15 protein-coding genes are annotated in these 17,599 nt (G+C 61.2%); 6 read left to right on the top strand and 9 right to left on the bottom strand.

Features of this window, described 5'->3' with window-relative positions; translation table 11 throughout:
- The first annotated feature begins 86 nt into the window (after positions 1-86).
- On the top strand, positions 87-2,669 hold the full coding sequence (gene mutS / locus OOF89_RS09590) for a DNA mismatch repair protein MutS (RefSeq protein ID WP_266075550.1): 2,583 nt from the start codon (positions 87-89) through the stop codon (positions 2,667-2,669).
- Here the strand turns inward: mutS (OOF89_RS09590) and nucS are convergent.
- The 4 genes from nucS to OOF89_RS09570 all read right to left on the bottom strand — a co-directional run bounded on the left by nucS (position 2,666) and on the right by OOF89_RS09570 (position 6,711).
- Positions 2,666-3,358 (bottom strand): endonuclease NucS, encoded by a 693-nt coding sequence (nucS, locus tag OOF89_RS09585; RefSeq protein WP_266079741.1) that lies wholly within the window; start codon positions 3,356-3,358, stop codon positions 2,666-2,668. The two genes, mutS (OOF89_RS09590) and nucS, sit on opposite strands and share 4 nt — an antisense overlap.
- A gap of 97 nt (positions 3,359-3,455) precedes the next feature.
- Positions 3,456-3,977, bottom strand: a complete 522-nt coding sequence (locus OOF89_RS09580; protein WP_266075548.1) for a DUF6735 family protein — start codon at positions 3,975-3,977, stop codon at positions 3,456-3,458.
- A gap of 58 nt (positions 3,978-4,035) precedes the next feature.
- Positions 4,036-5,739, bottom strand: a complete 1,704-nt coding sequence (locus tag OOF89_RS09575; RefSeq protein WP_266075546.1) for an L-lactate permease — start codon at positions 5,737-5,739, stop codon at positions 4,036-4,038.
- A 201-nt stretch (positions 5,740-5,940) separates the two neighbouring features.
- A complete protein-coding gene (locus OOF89_RS09570; protein WP_266075544.1) occupies positions 5,941-6,711 on the bottom strand; it encodes an NAD-dependent epimerase/dehydratase family protein in 771 nt (256 codons plus the stop codon).
- 84 nt (positions 6,712-6,795) lie between these two features.
- Between OOF89_RS09570 and OOF89_RS09565 the strand changes: the two genes are divergently transcribed.
- From OOF89_RS09565 to thiD, 3 genes are read left to right on the top strand one after another with little or no spacing between them, the layout of a single operon-like run.
- Positions 6,796-7,806: an AIR synthase family protein gene (locus OOF89_RS09565; protein WP_266075542.1), complete on the top strand. Its 1,011-nt coding sequence runs from the start codon at positions 6,796-6,798 to the stop codon at positions 7,804-7,806.
- A gap of 36 nt (positions 7,807-7,842) precedes the next feature.
- The gene (locus tag OOF89_RS09560; protein ID WP_266075540.1) at positions 7,843-8,856 is read left to right on the top strand and encodes an AIR synthase family protein; all 1,014 of its coding nucleotides are present in this window, start codon (positions 7,843-7,845) and stop codon (positions 8,854-8,856) included.
- Positions 8,853-10,217 carry a bifunctional hydroxymethylpyrimidine kinase/phosphomethylpyrimidine kinase gene (gene thiD / locus OOF89_RS09555; protein WP_266075538.1) on the top strand — a complete coding sequence of 455 codons (1,365 nt, stop codon included), beginning with the start codon at positions 8,853-8,855 and terminating at the stop codon, positions 10,215-10,217. Before OOF89_RS09560 ends, thiD begins: the two co-directional genes overlap by 4 nt.
- Before the next feature lie 27 nt (positions 10,218-10,244).
- Here thiD and OOF89_RS09550 read toward each other — a convergent pair whose 3' ends face one another.
- The 3 genes from OOF89_RS09550 to OOF89_RS09540 form a co-directional block, all read right to left on the bottom strand.
- Positions 10,245-10,706, bottom strand: a complete 462-nt coding sequence (locus tag OOF89_RS09550; RefSeq protein ID WP_266075536.1) for a hypothetical protein — start codon at positions 10,704-10,706, stop codon at positions 10,245-10,247.
- A gap of 80 nt (positions 10,707-10,786) precedes the next feature.
- A complete protein-coding gene (locus tag OOF89_RS09545) occupies positions 10,787-11,134 on the bottom strand; it encodes a four-helix bundle copper-binding protein (protein ID WP_266075534.1) in 348 nt (115 codons plus the stop codon).
- A gap of 42 nt (positions 11,135-11,176) precedes the next feature.
- Complete coding sequence (locus OOF89_RS09540; protein ID WP_456071276.1) at positions 11,177-12,421, bottom strand: arylsulfotransferase family protein; 1,245 nt, start codon at positions 12,419-12,421, stop codon at positions 11,177-11,179.
- A 143-nt stretch (positions 12,422-12,564) separates the two neighbouring features.
- On the opposite strand from OOF89_RS09540, the gene OOF89_RS09535 reads away from it, so the two are divergent.
- Both OOF89_RS09535 and mutS (OOF89_RS09530) read left to right on the top strand, forming a co-directional pair.
- Positions 12,565-12,858: a hypothetical protein gene (locus tag OOF89_RS09535; RefSeq protein ID WP_266075532.1), complete on the top strand. Its 294-nt coding sequence runs from the start codon at positions 12,565-12,567 to the stop codon at positions 12,856-12,858.
- 90 nt (positions 12,859-12,948) lie between these two features.
- Entirely contained in the window at positions 12,949-15,624 is a 2,676-nt protein-coding gene (gene mutS / locus OOF89_RS09530) for a DNA mismatch repair protein MutS (RefSeq protein ID WP_407661603.1), read from the top strand.
- An 82-nt stretch (positions 15,625-15,706) separates the two neighbouring features.
- Here mutS (OOF89_RS09530) and OOF89_RS09525 read toward each other — a convergent pair whose 3' ends face one another.
- A complete protein-coding gene (locus tag OOF89_RS09525; RefSeq protein WP_266075530.1) occupies positions 15,707-15,889 on the bottom strand; it encodes a GMC oxidoreductase in 183 nt (60 codons plus the stop codon).
- Positions 15,890-16,198: 309 nt separating this feature from the next.
- Positions 16,199-17,341 carry a M24 family metallopeptidase gene (locus OOF89_RS09520; protein WP_266075528.1) on the bottom strand — a complete coding sequence of 381 codons (1,143 nt, stop codon included), beginning with the start codon at positions 17,339-17,341 and terminating at the stop codon, positions 16,199-16,201.
- Positions 17,342-17,599: the final 258 nt, after the last annotated feature.

The raw sequence follows: 17,599 nt of genomic DNA, 5'->3' as shown, positions 1-17,599 counted from the left end.
TACTTAGTTCTACTGAAACCGGTTTTTCGTGGAAATGGCCGGACGATTCCGGAGGCTTATTTGCATGCAAGCACTGGGTTTCTCGCATGGATTCGGCGCTGGGGCCACCGGAGAAGATGGCCGAACACAGCGAGGAACTGACGCCGATGATGCGTCAGTACTTCGAACTGTGTCGGCAGTACGAGGACTCGTTGGTGCTGTTTCAGGTGGGCGATTTCTACGAGACGTTTTGCGAGGCTGCCGAACGAACCGCCCGTATACTGGAGATAACCCTCACACAACGTGAGGACAGCACGGGAACGTATCCGATGTCGGGAATTCCAATCGACAACGCCGAGTCGTATATCGAGACGCTTCTCGACGCCGGATATCGTGTCGCCGTCGCCGACCAAGTGCAAGATCCGGCGGATGCGTCCGGCGTCGTCGAACGAGCAGTTACGCGAGTCGTAACGCCGGGAACGCTGACGGAAGACGAACTGCTCCACACCGACGACAACAATTTCGTTGCATGTCTCACCAGCGGCGGCGAGCACGGTAACGGCGACTACGGGGTGGCCGTTCTCGACGTTTCGACGGGCGACTTCTACGCGACGACGGTCGAAACCGAGAGCGATGTTCGGGACGAGATCGGCCGGTTCGCACCTGCAGAGGCGGTCGTCGCCCCCGAGACACCCGAAACACCGTTCGACACCGACTGTATGGTCACGGGATACGAAGAATCGGCCTTCGACATCGAAAATGCGAGCAGCCTCGTTGCGGAATACTTCGGCCCGCCGGAGCGACTGCTCGCTACCGACGCCGAGATTCGGGCCTGTGGCGGACTCCTCGCCTACGCCGAGTACGTCCGGGGCGGAGAGTATGCAAGCGAAGACGGCGGAGAGGAAACCGAACCCGGCCATCTCGACTACCTGAATCACCTCACCAGATACGATCCGCGTTCGTACATGCTCGTGGATGCCGTCGCGCTTTCGAGCCTCGAACTGTTCGAATCGCGGGCCGTCCACGGACAGGACGACGCGACGCTCGTCGGCATTCTGGACGAAACTGCGTGCGCGCTCGGTAGCAGGCGATTGAAGGATTGGATTCGCAGACCGTTGCTAGAGCGAGAGAGAATCGAGGAGCGACTCGACGCGGTCGAAGAATTGACGACCCGAGTACAACAGCGCGAGGAGGTTCACGAACTTCTGCGAAACGTGTACGATATCGAACGGCTCATCTCCCGAGTCGCTCGTGGGCGTGCCAACGCCCGCGACCTACGCTCGCTGAAATCCACGCTGGACGTGGTGCCGGAAGTGGCCGACGCGATGGCGGACGTAGAGTCGGACAAACTCCGGACGCTGCACGGAAACCTGGACGAAATGGCCGACGTGCGCGATCATATCGGTCGCGCGATTGCCGAGGAGCCCCCCATCGAAATCACCGAAGGTGGCGTCATCAAATCGGGGTACGACGACGAACTCGACGAACTCCGAGAAACCGAGCGTTCGGGGAAGGCGTGGATAGACGACCTCGAAGCGAGCGAGCGCGAACGAACCGGCATCGGGTCGCTCAAAGTCGGCTTCAATCAGGTGCACGGCTACTACATCGAGGTGACGAACCCGAACCTCGACGACGTGCCGGATGATTACAACCGCCGACAGACACTGAAGAACTCGGAGCGGTTCTACACGCCGGAACTCAAGGAACGCGAGGACGAAATCGTCCGCGCGGAAGGACGCGCCGACGACTTGGAATACGACTTGTTCCGCGACGTACGCGCGACGATTGCCGAGGAATCGGAGCGAGTGCAGTCGCTTGCCGACACGCTGGCCGAACTGGACGTGCTCGTCTCGCTTGCGGAAGTCGCAGCGAAGCACGGGTACTCCCGTCCCGAAATCGGGAACGATGGGATCGAGATTCGAAACGGTCGCCACCCGGTCGTCGAGCGGACCGAAAGCTCGTTCGTCCCGAACGATACGAATCTCGACCGGGACACGCTCGCAGTCATCACCGGGCCGAACATGTCGGGGAAATCGACGTACATGCGCCAAGTCGCGCTGATTACCCTCCTCGCACAGGTCGGCAGTTTCGTTCCCGCGGACGGAGCGGAGGTCGAACTGGTTGACCGAATCTTCACTCGAGTCGGTGCGAGCGACGACATCGCGGGCGGGCGTTCTACCTTCATGGTCGAAATGACGGAAGTCGCGGACATTCTGCAAAACGCGACCGAGAAATCGCTCATCCTGCTGGACGAAGTGGGACGCGGCACCAGTACGACCGACGGGTTCGCTATCGCACGGTCGGTGACGGAACACATCCACGACGAAATCGGCGCGAAGACGCTTTTCGCCACACACCACCACGACCTCACTGCCGTCGCGAACGAACTGTCGAACGCCACCAATCTCCACTTCGGCGCGACCGAAAATCACGGCGAAGTCGTGTTCGAGCACGACATCTCGCCGGGCGCGACGATGACATCCTACGGCATCGAAGTCGCGCAGGTCGCGGGCGTTCCGAAATCGGTTATCTCCCGGTCGAAGGAACTGATCGACGAAAACGAGGAGCTAGAATCCACGTCGAGTGGCACCGCGGACATCCTCGCGGAACTAAAACGGACGAACATCGCGGATACGACGCCACTGGAGGCGCTACAACTGCTCGACAGACTGAAAGGGCAGTTGGATTAGGGTTCGAGCGAGACGAACTCCAACCCGCTCTCAGCCAGCATATTGCGAGCGCGTTCCGTAACCGATGGGGCTACCAGCACCCCCCTGACTTCCGCTCCGGCGTGAAGGTCGCGCCGAAGCGCGTCGATGTACCGCCGGAGTTGACCGACCGCGTCCGGACCGACACGCCGACGCTTGAGTTCGACGACCATCGTCGTTCCTCCCGCGTCCTTTCCGTAGATATCGATGGCACCAGCGGTGGTCTGGCGCTCGGTCGCTAACGGCGTGAACCCCTTTTCCACGAGGTCCGGGTCGTTCAGGATTCGCTGGCGGAGGTCCTCTTCGCTTCCAGCGAGCGATATTTCCTTCGCGTCGGTCACGTCGAACGCCGAGAGTTGGACGATGCGTTCGAAGTGGACCGCGAGCGTTTCATCCGGGTTCGGTCGTCTGCTTTCGACGAGCAGTCGCTCGTCGTTCAGTTCGGCGTCGAACGACCCACCTGGTGGTTGCCAGTTGACGGGTTTTTGTCCCTCTTCGGTGTGGACGAGTGCGGTGCCGTCGGGTTTGAGCACGACCAGTCGGTCGCCGGGACCGAGGTAGCTCTCCGCACGGCCGTCGTACTCGACGGTACAGCGTCCGAACAGGGTAAGGAGGTCGCCTCGTTCGATTGCCGCTTCGACCTGTGTCAGTGCCTCACCGTGGGTCGGCATCAGTGTCGTGGTCGGTTCGCCGCTGCCCTCGATTGTCACTGGTGGACGATAGATGGCGGTCGGATAAAAACCGACCGTCATCGGCGTATCGAAACGGTCACGACATCGAAATCACCTCCCGACGGTCACCCCCCCATTCGACAAGACGGGCAGCGAGGTAGTTCGTCGCGGAGTGCTCGGAAAGCACTCCGCGACGAACCATATCCCAAACGACCGCTCGCGTCGCCCGATACCACTGTCGGACGTGTGCAGCGTCGTGGTCGTCGGAGACCGCAACGAGCGCCCCCGAATCCGGTGCCGTATTCGCGGGAGTGCCGAACCAGAGCGGAAGATAAACAGTCACGACCCACGTCAGCGAGACGACGTAGAACGCTTCGATCTGCTGATAATCGAACGACGCCGCGCCCTTGCACGACAATGCTGTTGCTTCGGGGGTTGGCTCGATGGCGGGTATCCATCGGTTCGTCGAACCACCGCGGGAACTCCTCGAATCACCACCGAAAGGCGTTTCGGGCGTGATTTTGTGGCGGAGCGAAAGCGACGTCGCTCCCCAATGTGCGTAGTGGCGGTCGTAACGGCCGTCGGGTCGCTCGTAGGCGACAAATGCTCGGTGTCCCACGGGTGGCTCGGAGTGGGCCCGTTATCCGATAAAAAGGTTCGTGAGAGGAAACGTCCCTTCAGAAAACGTTCGGGAATATCACGTAGACGAACAGCATCGTCAGCGTCCCGGTCGCGACGGCGTAGTAGGCCAACGGAATGAGTTCGAGACGGATGACCCGCCCCTCCTCTCCCACGAGACCCACTACGGCGAGCGCCGCGACGACGTTGTGGATCGCGATGAGGTTGCCGATAGCACCGCCGACGGCCTGAGATCCGACGAGAATCGTCCGGGAGACGCCGAGGTTTTCCGCGACGTTGTACTGGAACGTCCCGAACAGGATGTCGCTGACCGTGTTCGACCCTGCGAGGAAGGCACCAAACGCGCCGACGAGCGCCGCGAAGAACGGATACACGCCCCCGGCGAAGTTCGCAGTCGCGTCCGAGAGAACGGCGAGCATGCTGTCGATGCCGGCCGCCTTCCCCGATTGAATCATGATTTGGACGGTCGCGACTGCGAACAGCAGTGCGACGACTGCTGGCATGACCTTCTCCGCCGTTTCGACCCACGCGGCTTTGATTTCGCGGCCGTTCATATCCTGAAGCGGTATCGTCAGGAGGTGGACGAAGACGAACACCGCGCCGGGAAGGTACAACAGCGGGAAATCGTTTTCGAGGCCCGTTCCGAGGATGTCGGACCACACGAGTACGAGCGTATGAGTCAGGAAATCGGTCAGCGGCGACCAGACTCGCGTAAGGACGAGCACCGCCGCCAACATCGCGTACGGCGTCCACGCCTTCCAGAGGGGCATCTGCTTGGTGACGACACCACCGTCGGCGGCGATGGTACCGTCTTGCGTGGTCGTTTCACCCGGCTCGATGTCGCCGACCCAGTGGTTCGGCCACGTCTCCTGGGGGCCGAAATCCCACTCCTCGTCTGGGTGGAAGAAGCCGGCTTTGAGCGCGGCGACGGTGAACACCATCCCTGACATCGCGCCGATGAGACCGGGAAACACCGGCCCGATGAAGTAGGCAGTGATCCAGTACGGAACGGCGAAGGTAAACCAGGCGAACAGCGTGAGCGGAAGCACTTCGAGCGCAGGTTTGATGGATCGCTCCTCGCCGAAGAACCGAGTCATCATTGCGACACCAATGAACGGAAGCAAGAGGCCGACGGTGACGTGAAACGTCGCCGCCCAGACGCCGATTTGAGCGACCCACTCCGGAACGGTCGTTCCGGCGGGCGTCGCAACGTCCGAAGTGGCGAACACGTCCTGAAGGCCGATGATAAGTGGCGTTCCGACTGCGCCGAAGGTAATGGCCATCAGGTTTCCGGTGAGGGCAACCACGACGGCCGCGAGCGGCGGAAATCCGAGACCGACGAGAAGGGGTCCGACGACCGCCGCGGGCGTGCCGAATCCGGCCGCAGCTTCGATGAACGACCCCAACAAGAAGACGAGCAACACCACTTGGACGCATCTATCTTCGCTGATGGAGGTGAAGCCCGCGTTGATGGTGTCGAACGCACCGGTCTGTTTCAACGTGTACAGGAGTAAAATCGCGCCGAAGACGATCCAGAGGATGTTCGTCGCGGTGATGAAGCCGTTGATGGTCGCCGCGGCGACCCAGCGCGGCGTCATCTCCCAGCCGAAGAAGCCGACGACGACGGCGGAGACCCAAGCAACCGGCATCGCGCGCGTTGCTGGCCAGTACTCACCGACCATCAGGTACGCGATGACGACGAGTGGAAGAACCGCAAGGAGGATTTCGGTCGCGCTAGCCATCCGGAGACACCACCGTGAAATCGATTCGTGAAGCTGTGGAATGGGTGTAGGTCGTATGACGACCGAAACCATGGCTGTGACTATCTGGCATGAATCCAAAGTATAGACTTCAATATTTATAGTTAACTACTATGCAATAATTGAGTGGTCAGGTTCAGTACCTATCGATTCATTTGATGAAACCCCAACTTCGAAGCGTCTCTACTGAACGTCCAACACTTCGCTCGCGTTGTCACGGGGGCGATACCCGAGTGTTCGCTCGGTTTCGAGGAGCGAAAGGAATCGGTCGTCGTTCCGCGATGTCGCGTGGGCGGTCACGGTCGGTTCGGGGAGTAAAGCGGTGGCGGCCGCGTACATCACGTTTCGACAGTCGCGGGGGCTGAGCCACATCGCACGCGAAAATCGGGCGTGTTCGTCCGACTCGGTTTGTGTGTCTCGAAGTTCGTCCTCCGAGATGAGCCACCCGATTCGGAGGTTGACGACTTCGATACCGTGGCGATCGGCGAAGTAGGTTCCGAGTGCTTCCCCCGTCACTTTGCTCACACCGTAGTAGGAGTCCGGACGTGGCGGGTCGTCGGGATAGACGGGGTGGGCGCGCCCGGTAACCATCGTTTCCGTCTCCGACGGGTCGTCCGCGTTGTACATACCGACGGCGTGATTCGAGGAGGCAAAGACGACGCGGTCGATGTCGTGCTCACGGGCGGCCTCGAAGACGTTGCGAGTACCCTCGATGTTCACGTCCACCGTGCTTCGCCAACCTGCCTCCGGGGAGGGATTCGCAGCGAGGTGAACGACGACGTCGTGACCGGCGAGAATCTCGGAAAGTGCGTCGGCTTCGGTCACGTCGCACACTTCGCTATCGAGATCGTCGTGCTCACTGTGAGTAATCGGGGTTACGTCGTACTCTTCGAGAGCGGCGAGCGTTTCCCTCCCGACGTTGCCAGCGGCACCCGTCACTGCGATTCGCGTCATGTGGGCGGAATTGGTGTACTATAATGTATAACTCCCGGCCCGTCGAACCACCACCGATTTGTGCCACCGGGAGATATCTCTGGTATGACGGAGCTCGGAAAGATAGATCGGGATTTTTTCGACGAACATATCTATCCCTCCCTCGGTGCGGAGCGTGAGGACGAACTACTCGGGCCGAAACACGGCGTGGATTTCGGGGTCATCGACGTCGGTGAGCACGTCGTCGCACTCGCCACCGACCCGCTTTCGATTCTACCGGAACTCGGATTCGAACGTTCGGCGTGGTTCGCCTTCCACGTCGTCATGAGCGACGTGGCGGTGAGTGGCCTTCGGCCGACCCACCTCGCCGTGGATTTCAACCTGCCGCCCGAAATCACGGACGAGGAGTTCGCCACCGTTTGGCGGACGTTCGATCGCGAAGCCAAAAAATTGGGCGTCAGCGTCGTCACGGGCCACACCGCCCGCTATGCGGGGTGTCAGTATCCATGGGTCGGCGGAGCGACGACGCTCGCAGTCGGGAAAAAAGACGATCTCGTGCGACCGGATGGAGCACGACCAGGCGACCGTATCCTCGTCACGAAGGGACCGGGCGTTGAAGCGGCGGGCTTTCTGGTCACGCTGTTCGAGGAGCATATCGACCTCCCATCGGAGACCATCGAACGAGCCACGGAACGGTTTTACGACATGAGTCCCGTCGAGGACGCGCTGGTCGCGGCGGACGCGGGCACCGTCACCGCGATGCACGACGCGACGGAGTGTGGGATTCACGGTGCACTGGTCGAGATGGCTCGGGCAGCGGCCGTTCGGTTCGATGTGACGCACGACGACGTGCCGATATTGCCGGGTGTGTTGGAAGCGTGTGAGTTCTTCGACATCGACCCGTGGGAATCCACGACAGAGGGGACACTCCTCCTTTCGGTCGCACCCGAGGACGTAGAACGTATCCTCGGCGCGCTCGCAAACGTGGGGATTCCGGCGGCCGAAATGGGTACGGTGTGTGAAGGCGATGGGGTCTACGTCGATGGAAGTCGAATCGAACATCCCGATGTAGACCCCTCGTGGCAGGTGTTTGCCGAGTATGCAGACCGGGACTGAACACCACTAAATACCACCTAGTAATAATACCTTCGTATGGACAAGCTCGGCAAAGTAGATAGGGCGTTTTTCGAGGAGTACATTTACCCGCATCTCGGTGCGGAGCGCGACGACGTAATGCTCTCGCCACAGCACGGTGTGGACTTCGGCGTGTTCGAGGTCGGCGGGGAAGCAGTTGCAACCGCGACCGACCCGATTTTTATCATGCCTTCGCTCGGGTTCGAGCGTGCGGCGTGGTTCGCCTTCCATATCGTCATGAGCGACGTGGCGGTCAGCGGGCTTTCGCCGACCCACCTCGCCGTGGATTTCAACCTGCCGCCCGAAATCACGGACGAGGAGTTCGAAACGATTTGGACGACGTTCGACCGCGAAGCCAAAAAACTAGATGTCAGCGTCGTCACGGGCCACACCGCCCGCTATGCGGGGTGTAACTATCCGATGGTCGGCGGAGCAAACGCCATGGCCGTCGGTAATCCCGATGACATCGTTCGGCCGGACGGGGCGCGCCCCGGTGACCGCGTCCTCATCACCAAAGGTCCGGCGGTCGAAGCGACGGGGCTGCTTTCCATCCAATTCGAGGAACTGATGGAACTATCCGAAGAGACGGTCGAGAACGCCAAGGAACGGTTTTACGATATGAGTCCTGTCGAGGACGCGCTAGTCGCGGCGGACGCGGGCACCGTCACCGCGATGCACGACGCGACGGAGGGCGGTGTCCACGGTGCACTGGTCGAGATGGCTCACGCCAGCGGCGTCCATCTCGACGTTTCCCGGAACTCGGTCCCCGTTCTCCCGGGTGTACTGCCAACCTGCGAGTTTTTCGACATCGATCCGTGGGAGTCGATAAGCGAAGGAACGCTTTTGCTTTCGGTCGCGCCTGAAGACGCCGAGGTCGTGCTTTCGGCGCTTTCCGCCGCCGAAATCCCTGCCGCTGATATCGGTGAAGTCCGCGACGGGGATGGCGTGACGGTCGATGGCAATCGAATCGAACATCCGGAGGTAGACCCGTTCTGGGGCGCTTTCGAGGAGTACATGGGGCGATCCGAATGAGCCGGATTCCAGCACCGGTCGAACTGCCGGTCGCGTTGACGATCGCTGGAAGCGATTCCGGAGGAGGTGCGGGAATTCAAGCCGATTTGAAGACGATGGAGGCTCACGGCGTCTTCGGTACCAGCGTCGTGACGAGCGTCACGGCACAAAACACGCGAGGCGTCGAAGGAGCGTTCACCCTTCCCGTCGCGGAAGTCGAAGCCCAGTGCTCCGCCGTCCTCTCTGATTTCGACGTTCGGGCGGTCAAGACCGGGATGCTCGCGGAAGCTCCGGTGGTTCGGAGCGTCACGGAACAAGTCTCCGGTCTGGATGTTCCAGTCGTCATCGACCCCGTGATGGTTGCTGCTTCGGGTGATCCACTGCTGGACTCTGACGGACAGGACGCCTACGAGGAACTCATCGAACACGCGACGCTCGTGACGCCGAACGCCGACGAAGCCGAAGTGTTGACCGGAACGAAACCCGTGAACGAAGAGAGCGCCCGTACGGCGGGCGAGAAACTGCTCGAACAGGGGGCCGACGCGGCACTGATGAAGGGTGGGCACGTTCCGGACGAAGACGTTCGAGACGTGTTGGTGACCGCGGACGGCGTCGAAACCTTCATTCACGACCGAGTCGAGACGGACGCGACCCACGGGTCCGGATGCACGCTCGCCAGTGCCATCGCCGCCCGACTCGCGCAGGGTGACGTCCTGCGCGAGTCGGTTGCAGGTGCGACGGCGTTCATGGAACGTGCCGTTCGCTACCATCTGAACGTCGGCGAGGGGCCGGGATCGGTTCACCATCTCGTGGAACTGCGAAACGAAGCCGACCGCGATTCGACCGCGGAAGCGGTCGAACGTGTCGTTCAGTCGTTCGTCGAGCGCGACGTGAGTGCACTGGTTCCGGAGGTCGGAATGAACATCGTCGGTGCGACACCGTCCGCCGAGTCGGTGGGCGAAACCGCAGCCGTCGAGGGGAGAATTACCCGAACACTGTCCGGCGTGAAGCCGAATCGCGGCGTGCGGTTCGGCGCGTCGAGTCACGTCGCCCGATTCCTGCTCTCCGCGCGCGAGTTCGACCCCGCCCTCCGATTCGCCGTCAACTGCCGGTTCGACGAGGATGTGGAAGCGGCGCTCTCGACGCTCAATGGCGAAATTTCGGAGTTCGACCGCGAATCGGAGCCTGAAGACGTGAAAGAACAGGAAGGGAGTACGATGCAGTGGGGGGCAAAACGAGCGTTCGAGTCAGCGAGCGGGACGCCCGTGGCGATAATCGACCGCGGAGAGGTCGGTAAGGAGGCCATCGTGAAACTCCTGGCGACGGATACGGAGGAACTGCAACGCCGGGCGTTTGCAGTGCTCTCGACGTTGGAGTCCTGAAGGAGTAACCGAAGTTCCCTCCCACCCTTACTTCTCACCCATCCAGTTGTAACACCGAAACGTCTCGCGGTCGGTCGTCAGCATTTCGATGGGGATGAAACCCGTACCCCCTCGTGCACCCGCCTTCGGTTGGTCGGGGTCGTCCGCAACGAACATCGGCTTCGCACGGAGTTTGAACGTCACTTCGAAATCGCCAACCCCGCCATCTTCGGGTTCGAACGACATCTCGACGCCGGATGCGCCGACGCCGAAGGTAACGTATCCGTTCGGCGATTCGACCGCTACGTCGTGGCTCGCCATCCCGTCAGCGAGGTCCGAAAGCCATTCAGCCATCTCCGCTCGGTCGAGGTCGGTTTCGAGGGCGAACGAACCGTCGTCCCCGATGGTCCCCCCTTCGAAGACGAACTCCGGGTACCGGAGTTCGTCGGGAGAAAGCGCGTGGTCGTCGTGTTCGTCACCCCCCGTATGCTCCTCGTGGTCGTCGGTCATGGTCTGGACACGAATGCGAACGGACATTATGTTATCGGGAACCGGCGGTCGAGGCGAAAAGATGGCCGACGATGACCGACTTACGACGCGATCATCGAGCGGCAGCTTTCGGCACAGTCTTCCAACACGTCGGCACAGAGTTGACAGTGGTCGTGGTCGTGTCGGGAACACTCCTCGGCACACTCCTCGCACGCACCGGCACAGGCTTCCGCGAGTTGCTCGCTATAGTTCGAGTTCCGGGCCATGAATCGGGCGTGCTGGCTGGCGAGGTCGGCCACGTCTCGGCAGAGTCGAATACACCGCGCCATATCCCCGTCCTCCCCGGCACATTCGTCGGCACACCATTCGCAGGCTTGGGTGGCTTCGAAACAGTTGTCGATGCAGTCGCGCTGTTCGTCGGTCAGATGGTCGATTTCGCTGAGTGCCATGGAAGAAGTGAGGGGAGTGTCCGCCGAACGAACTGTGGTTGCTCATGCAACCGTCTTTTCCCCGCCTCGAACGAACAGCCAGAGTCCGACGAGGAAAAGAAGGAGTGCGACGGAACTAACCGCGAGATGCCACCCGGCCAGCCAGTACGGGAGGGAAACCACGTGTCGAGCACTGTCGAGCAGATAGCCGAAAACGGGCAGCGTTATCGTTCCGGTGCCGACGTCGCTCGCGGAATCGTACGATCGCCCAGCGGGGTATTCTCCGGGGTCGCGGTCCGCCTCGTAGGGAACAGTGGGAACCCGCGCGCTCCAGACCATCGCGCCGGATTGGTTCAGTTCCACGACGCGGTTGTTCCGACTGTCGGTGATGAGCGTGTTGCCGTTCGGCAGGCGGTCCGCATCCCGCGGCCAGTCGAACCCGATTCCACCCGCGCCGCGGGCCTGCCACGCGACGTTCCACTGCCCGGTCGATCCGTTTCGGTGGAGCTCGACCACCCGGTCGTTCTCCGAATCGGCGACGAGAATCGTGTTTTCCGAGAGCCACTGTGGGTTGTGCTGGTAGTTCAAGACGCTCGCGTCGCGGTTTTCGTTGACGACCTCGACGACACCCCGGCCGCGTTCGATGACGAGCAATTGGTTCGCGTTCCGAACCGAGACGAGATATCTCCCGTCGCCGATTCGATCCACGTCGTTGATGTGGAGCCAGTCGGTTTTCGTCGGGTCGGGCGGCGCGTCGTAGAACTGGCTCGCGTTCCATTGCCACGTTATGGTTCCGTTTGGTGCGAGCGTGAACACCCGTTCCCTGTCCATGTCCGCGACCAGCAGTTCGCCGGAGGGGAGAAATTCCGCGTCGTGGACCTCGCTGTTGAGGCTGGTTCGAACCGGGAACGACCACTCCCGGACGACGTGGGGGGTCGGCTCCGGGTCGATGATTCGAATCCCGGTGCGTTCGCATGGTGACTCGTAGGGGCCGCAGTCGTCATACCCACGTGCCATGAACGACGCGAGAATCGACCCGTTCGGAAGACGGGACACGTCGTGATAGCTGGCCGCCTGTCCGAAATCCCATACTTGCTGACCGCTCGCGTCCAGAACGGCGACTCGTCCCTTGGTGGTCGTCGATTGTACCCCGACGACGGTTTCGGCCGAGTCGTTCGTCAGCGACGGCTTCGAAATCGGGGGCGCGGCGAGGGCGCTAACAACGAGTACGAGAATCACACTGACGAGCGCAACGCCCATCAGTCCGGCACCGAGTCGACGTCCCGACGGGAACCCAATCGAAACCACGTGAATGGTGTCAAATGCCACGAAACGACAAAACTGTGCTGGCCTCCGGTCCTCCGTTCGACCCGCCCAGGGAATGTGCATTGGTAGCACTCGTAGGGCAGTACGAGGGAACGCTTTAGACCGTGAGCAACAATTCCACGATAATGCTTGGGTCCCTTCAACAAGAAATCGATGTAATTGCAAGAACTGTCGAAGTTCTCGAATTTATCGATATCGAGCAACCGGTCGGAATCAGACGGACGTCGGCGGGTACCAACACCCCCGAACACCGAATCCGAACCTCCTTTCAGATACTGGAAAACCACGAACTGATACGCTCGACGGACGATGGTGCGGTCACGACCGAACTGACCGACGAGTTTCTCGCCGCGTACGACGAGGAGGTCGAATCAGTTCGGGAAACCGTCCTCGAACTCGTGAACGTGATCGATTATTGACAGTGTGCTGGCTATCGTCGGAGAATCCACACCGTTTTAGTCGCCCTCCAACTCACTTCCGTACATGATTTCGACTGCCCGTCTTCGGTGGTGTCTCCCGTGAGCGAGGGCGGCATCGTCGGGGAGTTTTTCTCACTGAAGGAGAGCTCCGATGCGGATGTGCTGACGATGCAAGTCGGCGACTTCTACGAATTTTTCGCCGACGACGCGGAACTGGTCGGCGACGTACTCGATTTGAACGTCTCGCAGAAGTCGAGTCACGGCAGTAGCTATCCGATGGCGGGAGTCCCGCTGTCGGAGATAACGCCGTACATGAAACAACTCGTCGAACGCGGTTATCGGGTGGCAATCGCCGACCAGTACGAGTCGGAAAACGGCCACGCTCGCGAAATCACGCGAGTCGTGACGCCGGGCACACTGCTCGAAACGACCTCAGCGGACGCCCGATATCTCGCCGGAATCGTCCGCGTGGACGAGGGTTACGGCTTGGCCTTCGCGGACGTCACGACTGGACGATTCCTCGTCAGTTCGGTATTCGGCCCCGACGCGGATTCGAAGGCGCTGACCGAACTCTACCGGTTCGACCCCGCGGAAGTGCTACCCGGCCCCGAACTTCGCAACGACGATTCGTTCCTCGAACGGGTTCGGGAACGAACCGACGCGTCCCTCTCGCTACACGACGCGAACGCGTTCGCACCGGGAAAAGCGAAACACGTCACCCGCGAGCAGTTCGGCGCGGAAACGATATCCAGTCTCGGCTTGGATTCGGACGACGGAGGGGAAGTACGTGCCGCGGGCGCAGTGCTCTCGTATGTCGAGGAAACCGGCGCGGGCGTTCTCGGTTCGATGACGCGTCTCCAGTCCTATCACGCCGACGACCACGTCGAACTCGACGCGACGACCCAGCGAAACCTCGAACTCACGGAAACGATGCACGGCGACCGAAACGGGTCGCTGTTCGAGACGGTAGACCACACCAAGACGAGCGCGGGTCGTCGCCTGTTGAAGGAGTGGCTCCAGCGTCCACGACGGTCGGCCGAGTTGCTCCGTGAACGGCAGTCGAACGTCTCTGCGTTCGCCGAGTCGGCACTGGCTCGCGAGGAGATTCGGGACACCCTGTCGGACGCATACGACCTCGAACGGCTGGCGAGCAAAGCGACGTCGGGGAGCGCGGATGCGGACGACTTACTTCGAGTACGTGACAGCCTCGCAGTACTCCCGGCGGTTGCGGATTCGATTACGAACGCACCCTCCCTGTCGAGTTCGCCACTCGCCGAACTCGTGGGTCGCCCTGACGGCGCACAGTCGGAACGCCTACGCAAGGAGTTGGCCGAGGCGTTGGCCGACGACCCACCGAAAACCGTTACACAGGGCGGCCTGTTCCGCCGAGGCTACGACAAGGAACTGGACGAAATCATCGACCAGCACGAGGAGAACCTGGAGTGGTTCGACAGCCTCGCAAGCCGGGAGAAGTCCCGGACCGGAATCTCGCATCTGCAGGTAGACCGCAACAAGACGGACGGCTACTACCTGCAAGTCGGCAAATCGGATACGGACAAGGTTCCCGAGGAGTACGAAGCGATAAAGACCCTCAAAAACTCGGAACGCTACGTCACCGACGAACTCCGCGAGCGGGAGCGCGAAATCCTGCGGCTCGAAGAGCGACGGGGCGAACTGGAGTACGACCTGTTCGAGCAACTCAGAGCGCGAACCGCGAACCACGCGGAACTCATGCAGGACGTAGGACGGACGCTCGCCGAACTCGATACGTTGGCGAGTCTCGCGGTTCACGCCGTCGAAAACGGATGGATCCGCCCGGAACTCGCGGACTCCGGACTCGACATCCAGCAGGGTCGTCATCCCGTCGTGGAACAGACAACCGAGTTCGTCCCCAACGACGTTCAAATGGACGACGAACGCGAATTCCTCATCGTCACCGGGCCAAACATGTCGGGGAAATCGACGTACATGCGCCAAGTCGCGCTGATTACCCTCCTCGCACAGGTCGGCAGTTTCGTTCCCGCGGACGAAGCACGCGTCGGTCTGGTCGATGGTATCTTCACCCGGGTCGGCGCGCTGGACGAGTTGGCCCAAGGGCGTTCGACGTTCATGGTCGAAATGCAGGAGCTATCGAACATCCTGCATTCCGCGAGCGAGGATTCGCTCGTCATTCTGGACGAAGTCGGGCGCGGTACCGCGACCTACGACGGGATTTCGATAGCCTGGGCGGCCACGGAATACCTCCACAACGAGGTTCGCGCGAACACCCTATTTGCGACTCACTACCACGAGCTGACGACGCTGGCCGACCACCTTCCGCGAGTGTCGAACGTCCACGTCGCGGCGGACGAACGGGATGGCGATGTAACCTTCCTCAGAACCGTTCGTGACGGACCGACCAACCGAAGTTACGGGATTCACGTCGCGGACCTCGCTGGCGTACCGGTTCCGGTGGTCGAACGCTCCCGCGACGTGCTCGACAGACTGCGCCAGGAGAAGGCAATCGAAGCGAAAGGCGGCGCGTCGAACGAACCCGTGCAGGCCGTCTTCGACCTCGGGTGCGGCGAGTTCCAGCAGGGAGAACGCGATTCGGGTGCCGGAACTGGTGGTGACGAAGCGAGCGAAAACGGGAGCGACGAGGCGAAATTCGACCCGGAAACCGAGGCGGTGCTGTCCGAACTTTCCGGCGTCGAAGTCGCCGACGTGTCGCCGATCGAGTTGATGTCGAAAGTGCAAGAGTGGCAAAAACGACTCGAAAGCGATTGAATGCCGTCAGAGGGCGGGGACGTTCGCTGTTCGCGTTTATCGTTCGATTCGAGAACGAATAGCGTGCCGAAAAACCCGCTCGTTAGAAGTAGCTGTCCGCGATTCGGTCGGCAGTTCGCAGGGCGAGTGCCTGCCCACTGTTCGTCGGATTCGGGCCCCCCAGACCGTTCGCCAGCGCCGAGTGGTCGGCGACGAACAGGCGCTTTACGTTCTTCGCTTCGGCGTTCGAATCGAGGACCGTGCCCATGCGCATCGATGACTGCATATGTAACAGGAGCGGCGGCCAATCGCACCTGTGAACGTGCTCGGCCCCTGCCTCCTTGTGGATACGGGCCGCGATTCGGGAGAGTTCGTCGCGCGACCGTCTCGATGTCGGTGACGTAGGCGTTCGGTCGAAGTGCGACGTTCCCCTTTTGGAGTCGGTGTTCGTATCGAGTACACGCGGTACGTATCCGACGTTGCTGGAAAACGAACCTAGCTGAGACGGTACCTCTGTTCGGTTGAAACGATCGACGGGGAACCGTGGGGCTCGTCGGTTCGGTATCGAGCAGCAGTTGCCGGAACTGAAACGCCGCTATCGACCCGATGTCGGTCGAAGTCGCCGAGGATACTCGGTGAGGTTTTCGTAGCCCGATTCCGTGACGACGACGAGGTCTTCGATTCGAACGCCGCCGCGTTCCGGGTCGTAAACCCCCGGTTCGACAGTGACGACGTGTCCGACTTCGAGTCGCGCCTCGCTCGACAGGGATGGCGGTTCGTGAAGCGAGAGTCCGACACCGTGCCCGGTTCCGTGATACATCCCGGCCGAAACGGCTCCGACATCGAACCCATGACTTTGGAGCGCTTCCGAGACGCTCCGGTGAACCGTCTCGGCGGGGGTTCCTGCCCCTGCATCGAGCGTCGAGAGGGCGGCGTCCTGTGCATCTCGAACGGCGTCATAGGCGGCGCGTTCCCACTCGCCGACATCACCGACGACGAACGTTCGAGTGAGGTCACCGTAGTAGCCACGCGAACCGCGTGGGGAGATGTCGAGCAACACCGTCTCCCCGGAACGGATCCCGTCTTCGCCCGTAAAGTGGAGGTCCGCACAACTCGGCCCAGCACCGATGACGGTGTTTCCGGCGTCACCAACGCCGTGGCGTGCAAGGACGGCGTTGACCTCCCGTCGCAGACGTTCCGTGGTGAGCGGTTTGTCCTTCCAGTGAAGGTTTTCGCCCTGAACCGTCGTTTCGGCGAGGACGGTTTCTGCACGGGCCATTCCCCGCTGTGCGGCGGCCTGAACCCCGGCGATTGCGGTACGCTCGTCCGGCGTTTTCCGCGAACGACCGAAATCGGCGTCCGTCGTGATGAGTTCGAACTGCTGTTCTAGCGACGTCGCCGTCCGGTGGGATATGTGGCCGGGGACGAGAATTCGCCGGGCATCGGCGAACTCCCGAATCGTTTCGATGGCTCGGGCCGGTGCTGTCGTCCCTGTTTGTTGCACACTCGTTCGTACCTCGTCACCGCCGAACTCACGGCGTGCTTGCTCACCGAACAATCGGGGCGCACAGAGTATCGACCGTCCGGCTACGTGGACGAACGCGTAGTCGCGGTCCGGCCCGGAGAAGTCGGTGAGATATCGAAGCTGGTCATCGAATCGGTCGCCGACGTGAACGAACGCATCCGCGTCGGCCCTGTCGAGTTCACGGATGATGTCGTCAAACGGTTTCTGAACCATTGTTCACTCGTCACTGGTATCCTTTCACACCCTGCCAATAGCCTATTCGCTGACCCCTATCGATTGCCGCTTGTTTGGAATCCCCGTGTTCTAGTCCCCGATGCAGGATAGAAGAACGATACTGTACTCGGACGTGGGATCACTGCGTAGTAATGTTCTACGGAGGTACCAGCGAGATTCAGAGGAACGTCATCGCGGACCGCTTGCTAAAAGCATCGACCCGGGGCAGATTCGACAGTGAAGGGTTCGATTTCGCCG

Origin of the sequence: Haladaptatus caseinilyticus (genome assembly GCF_026248685.1) — an archaeon.
Taxonomy (GTDB): Archaea; Halobacteriota; Halobacteria; order Halobacteriales; family Haladaptataceae; genus Haladaptatus; species Haladaptatus caseinilyticus.
Note: the sequence above shows the minus strand (reverse complement) of the source record. Positions and strands in the feature narration are given on the sequence as shown.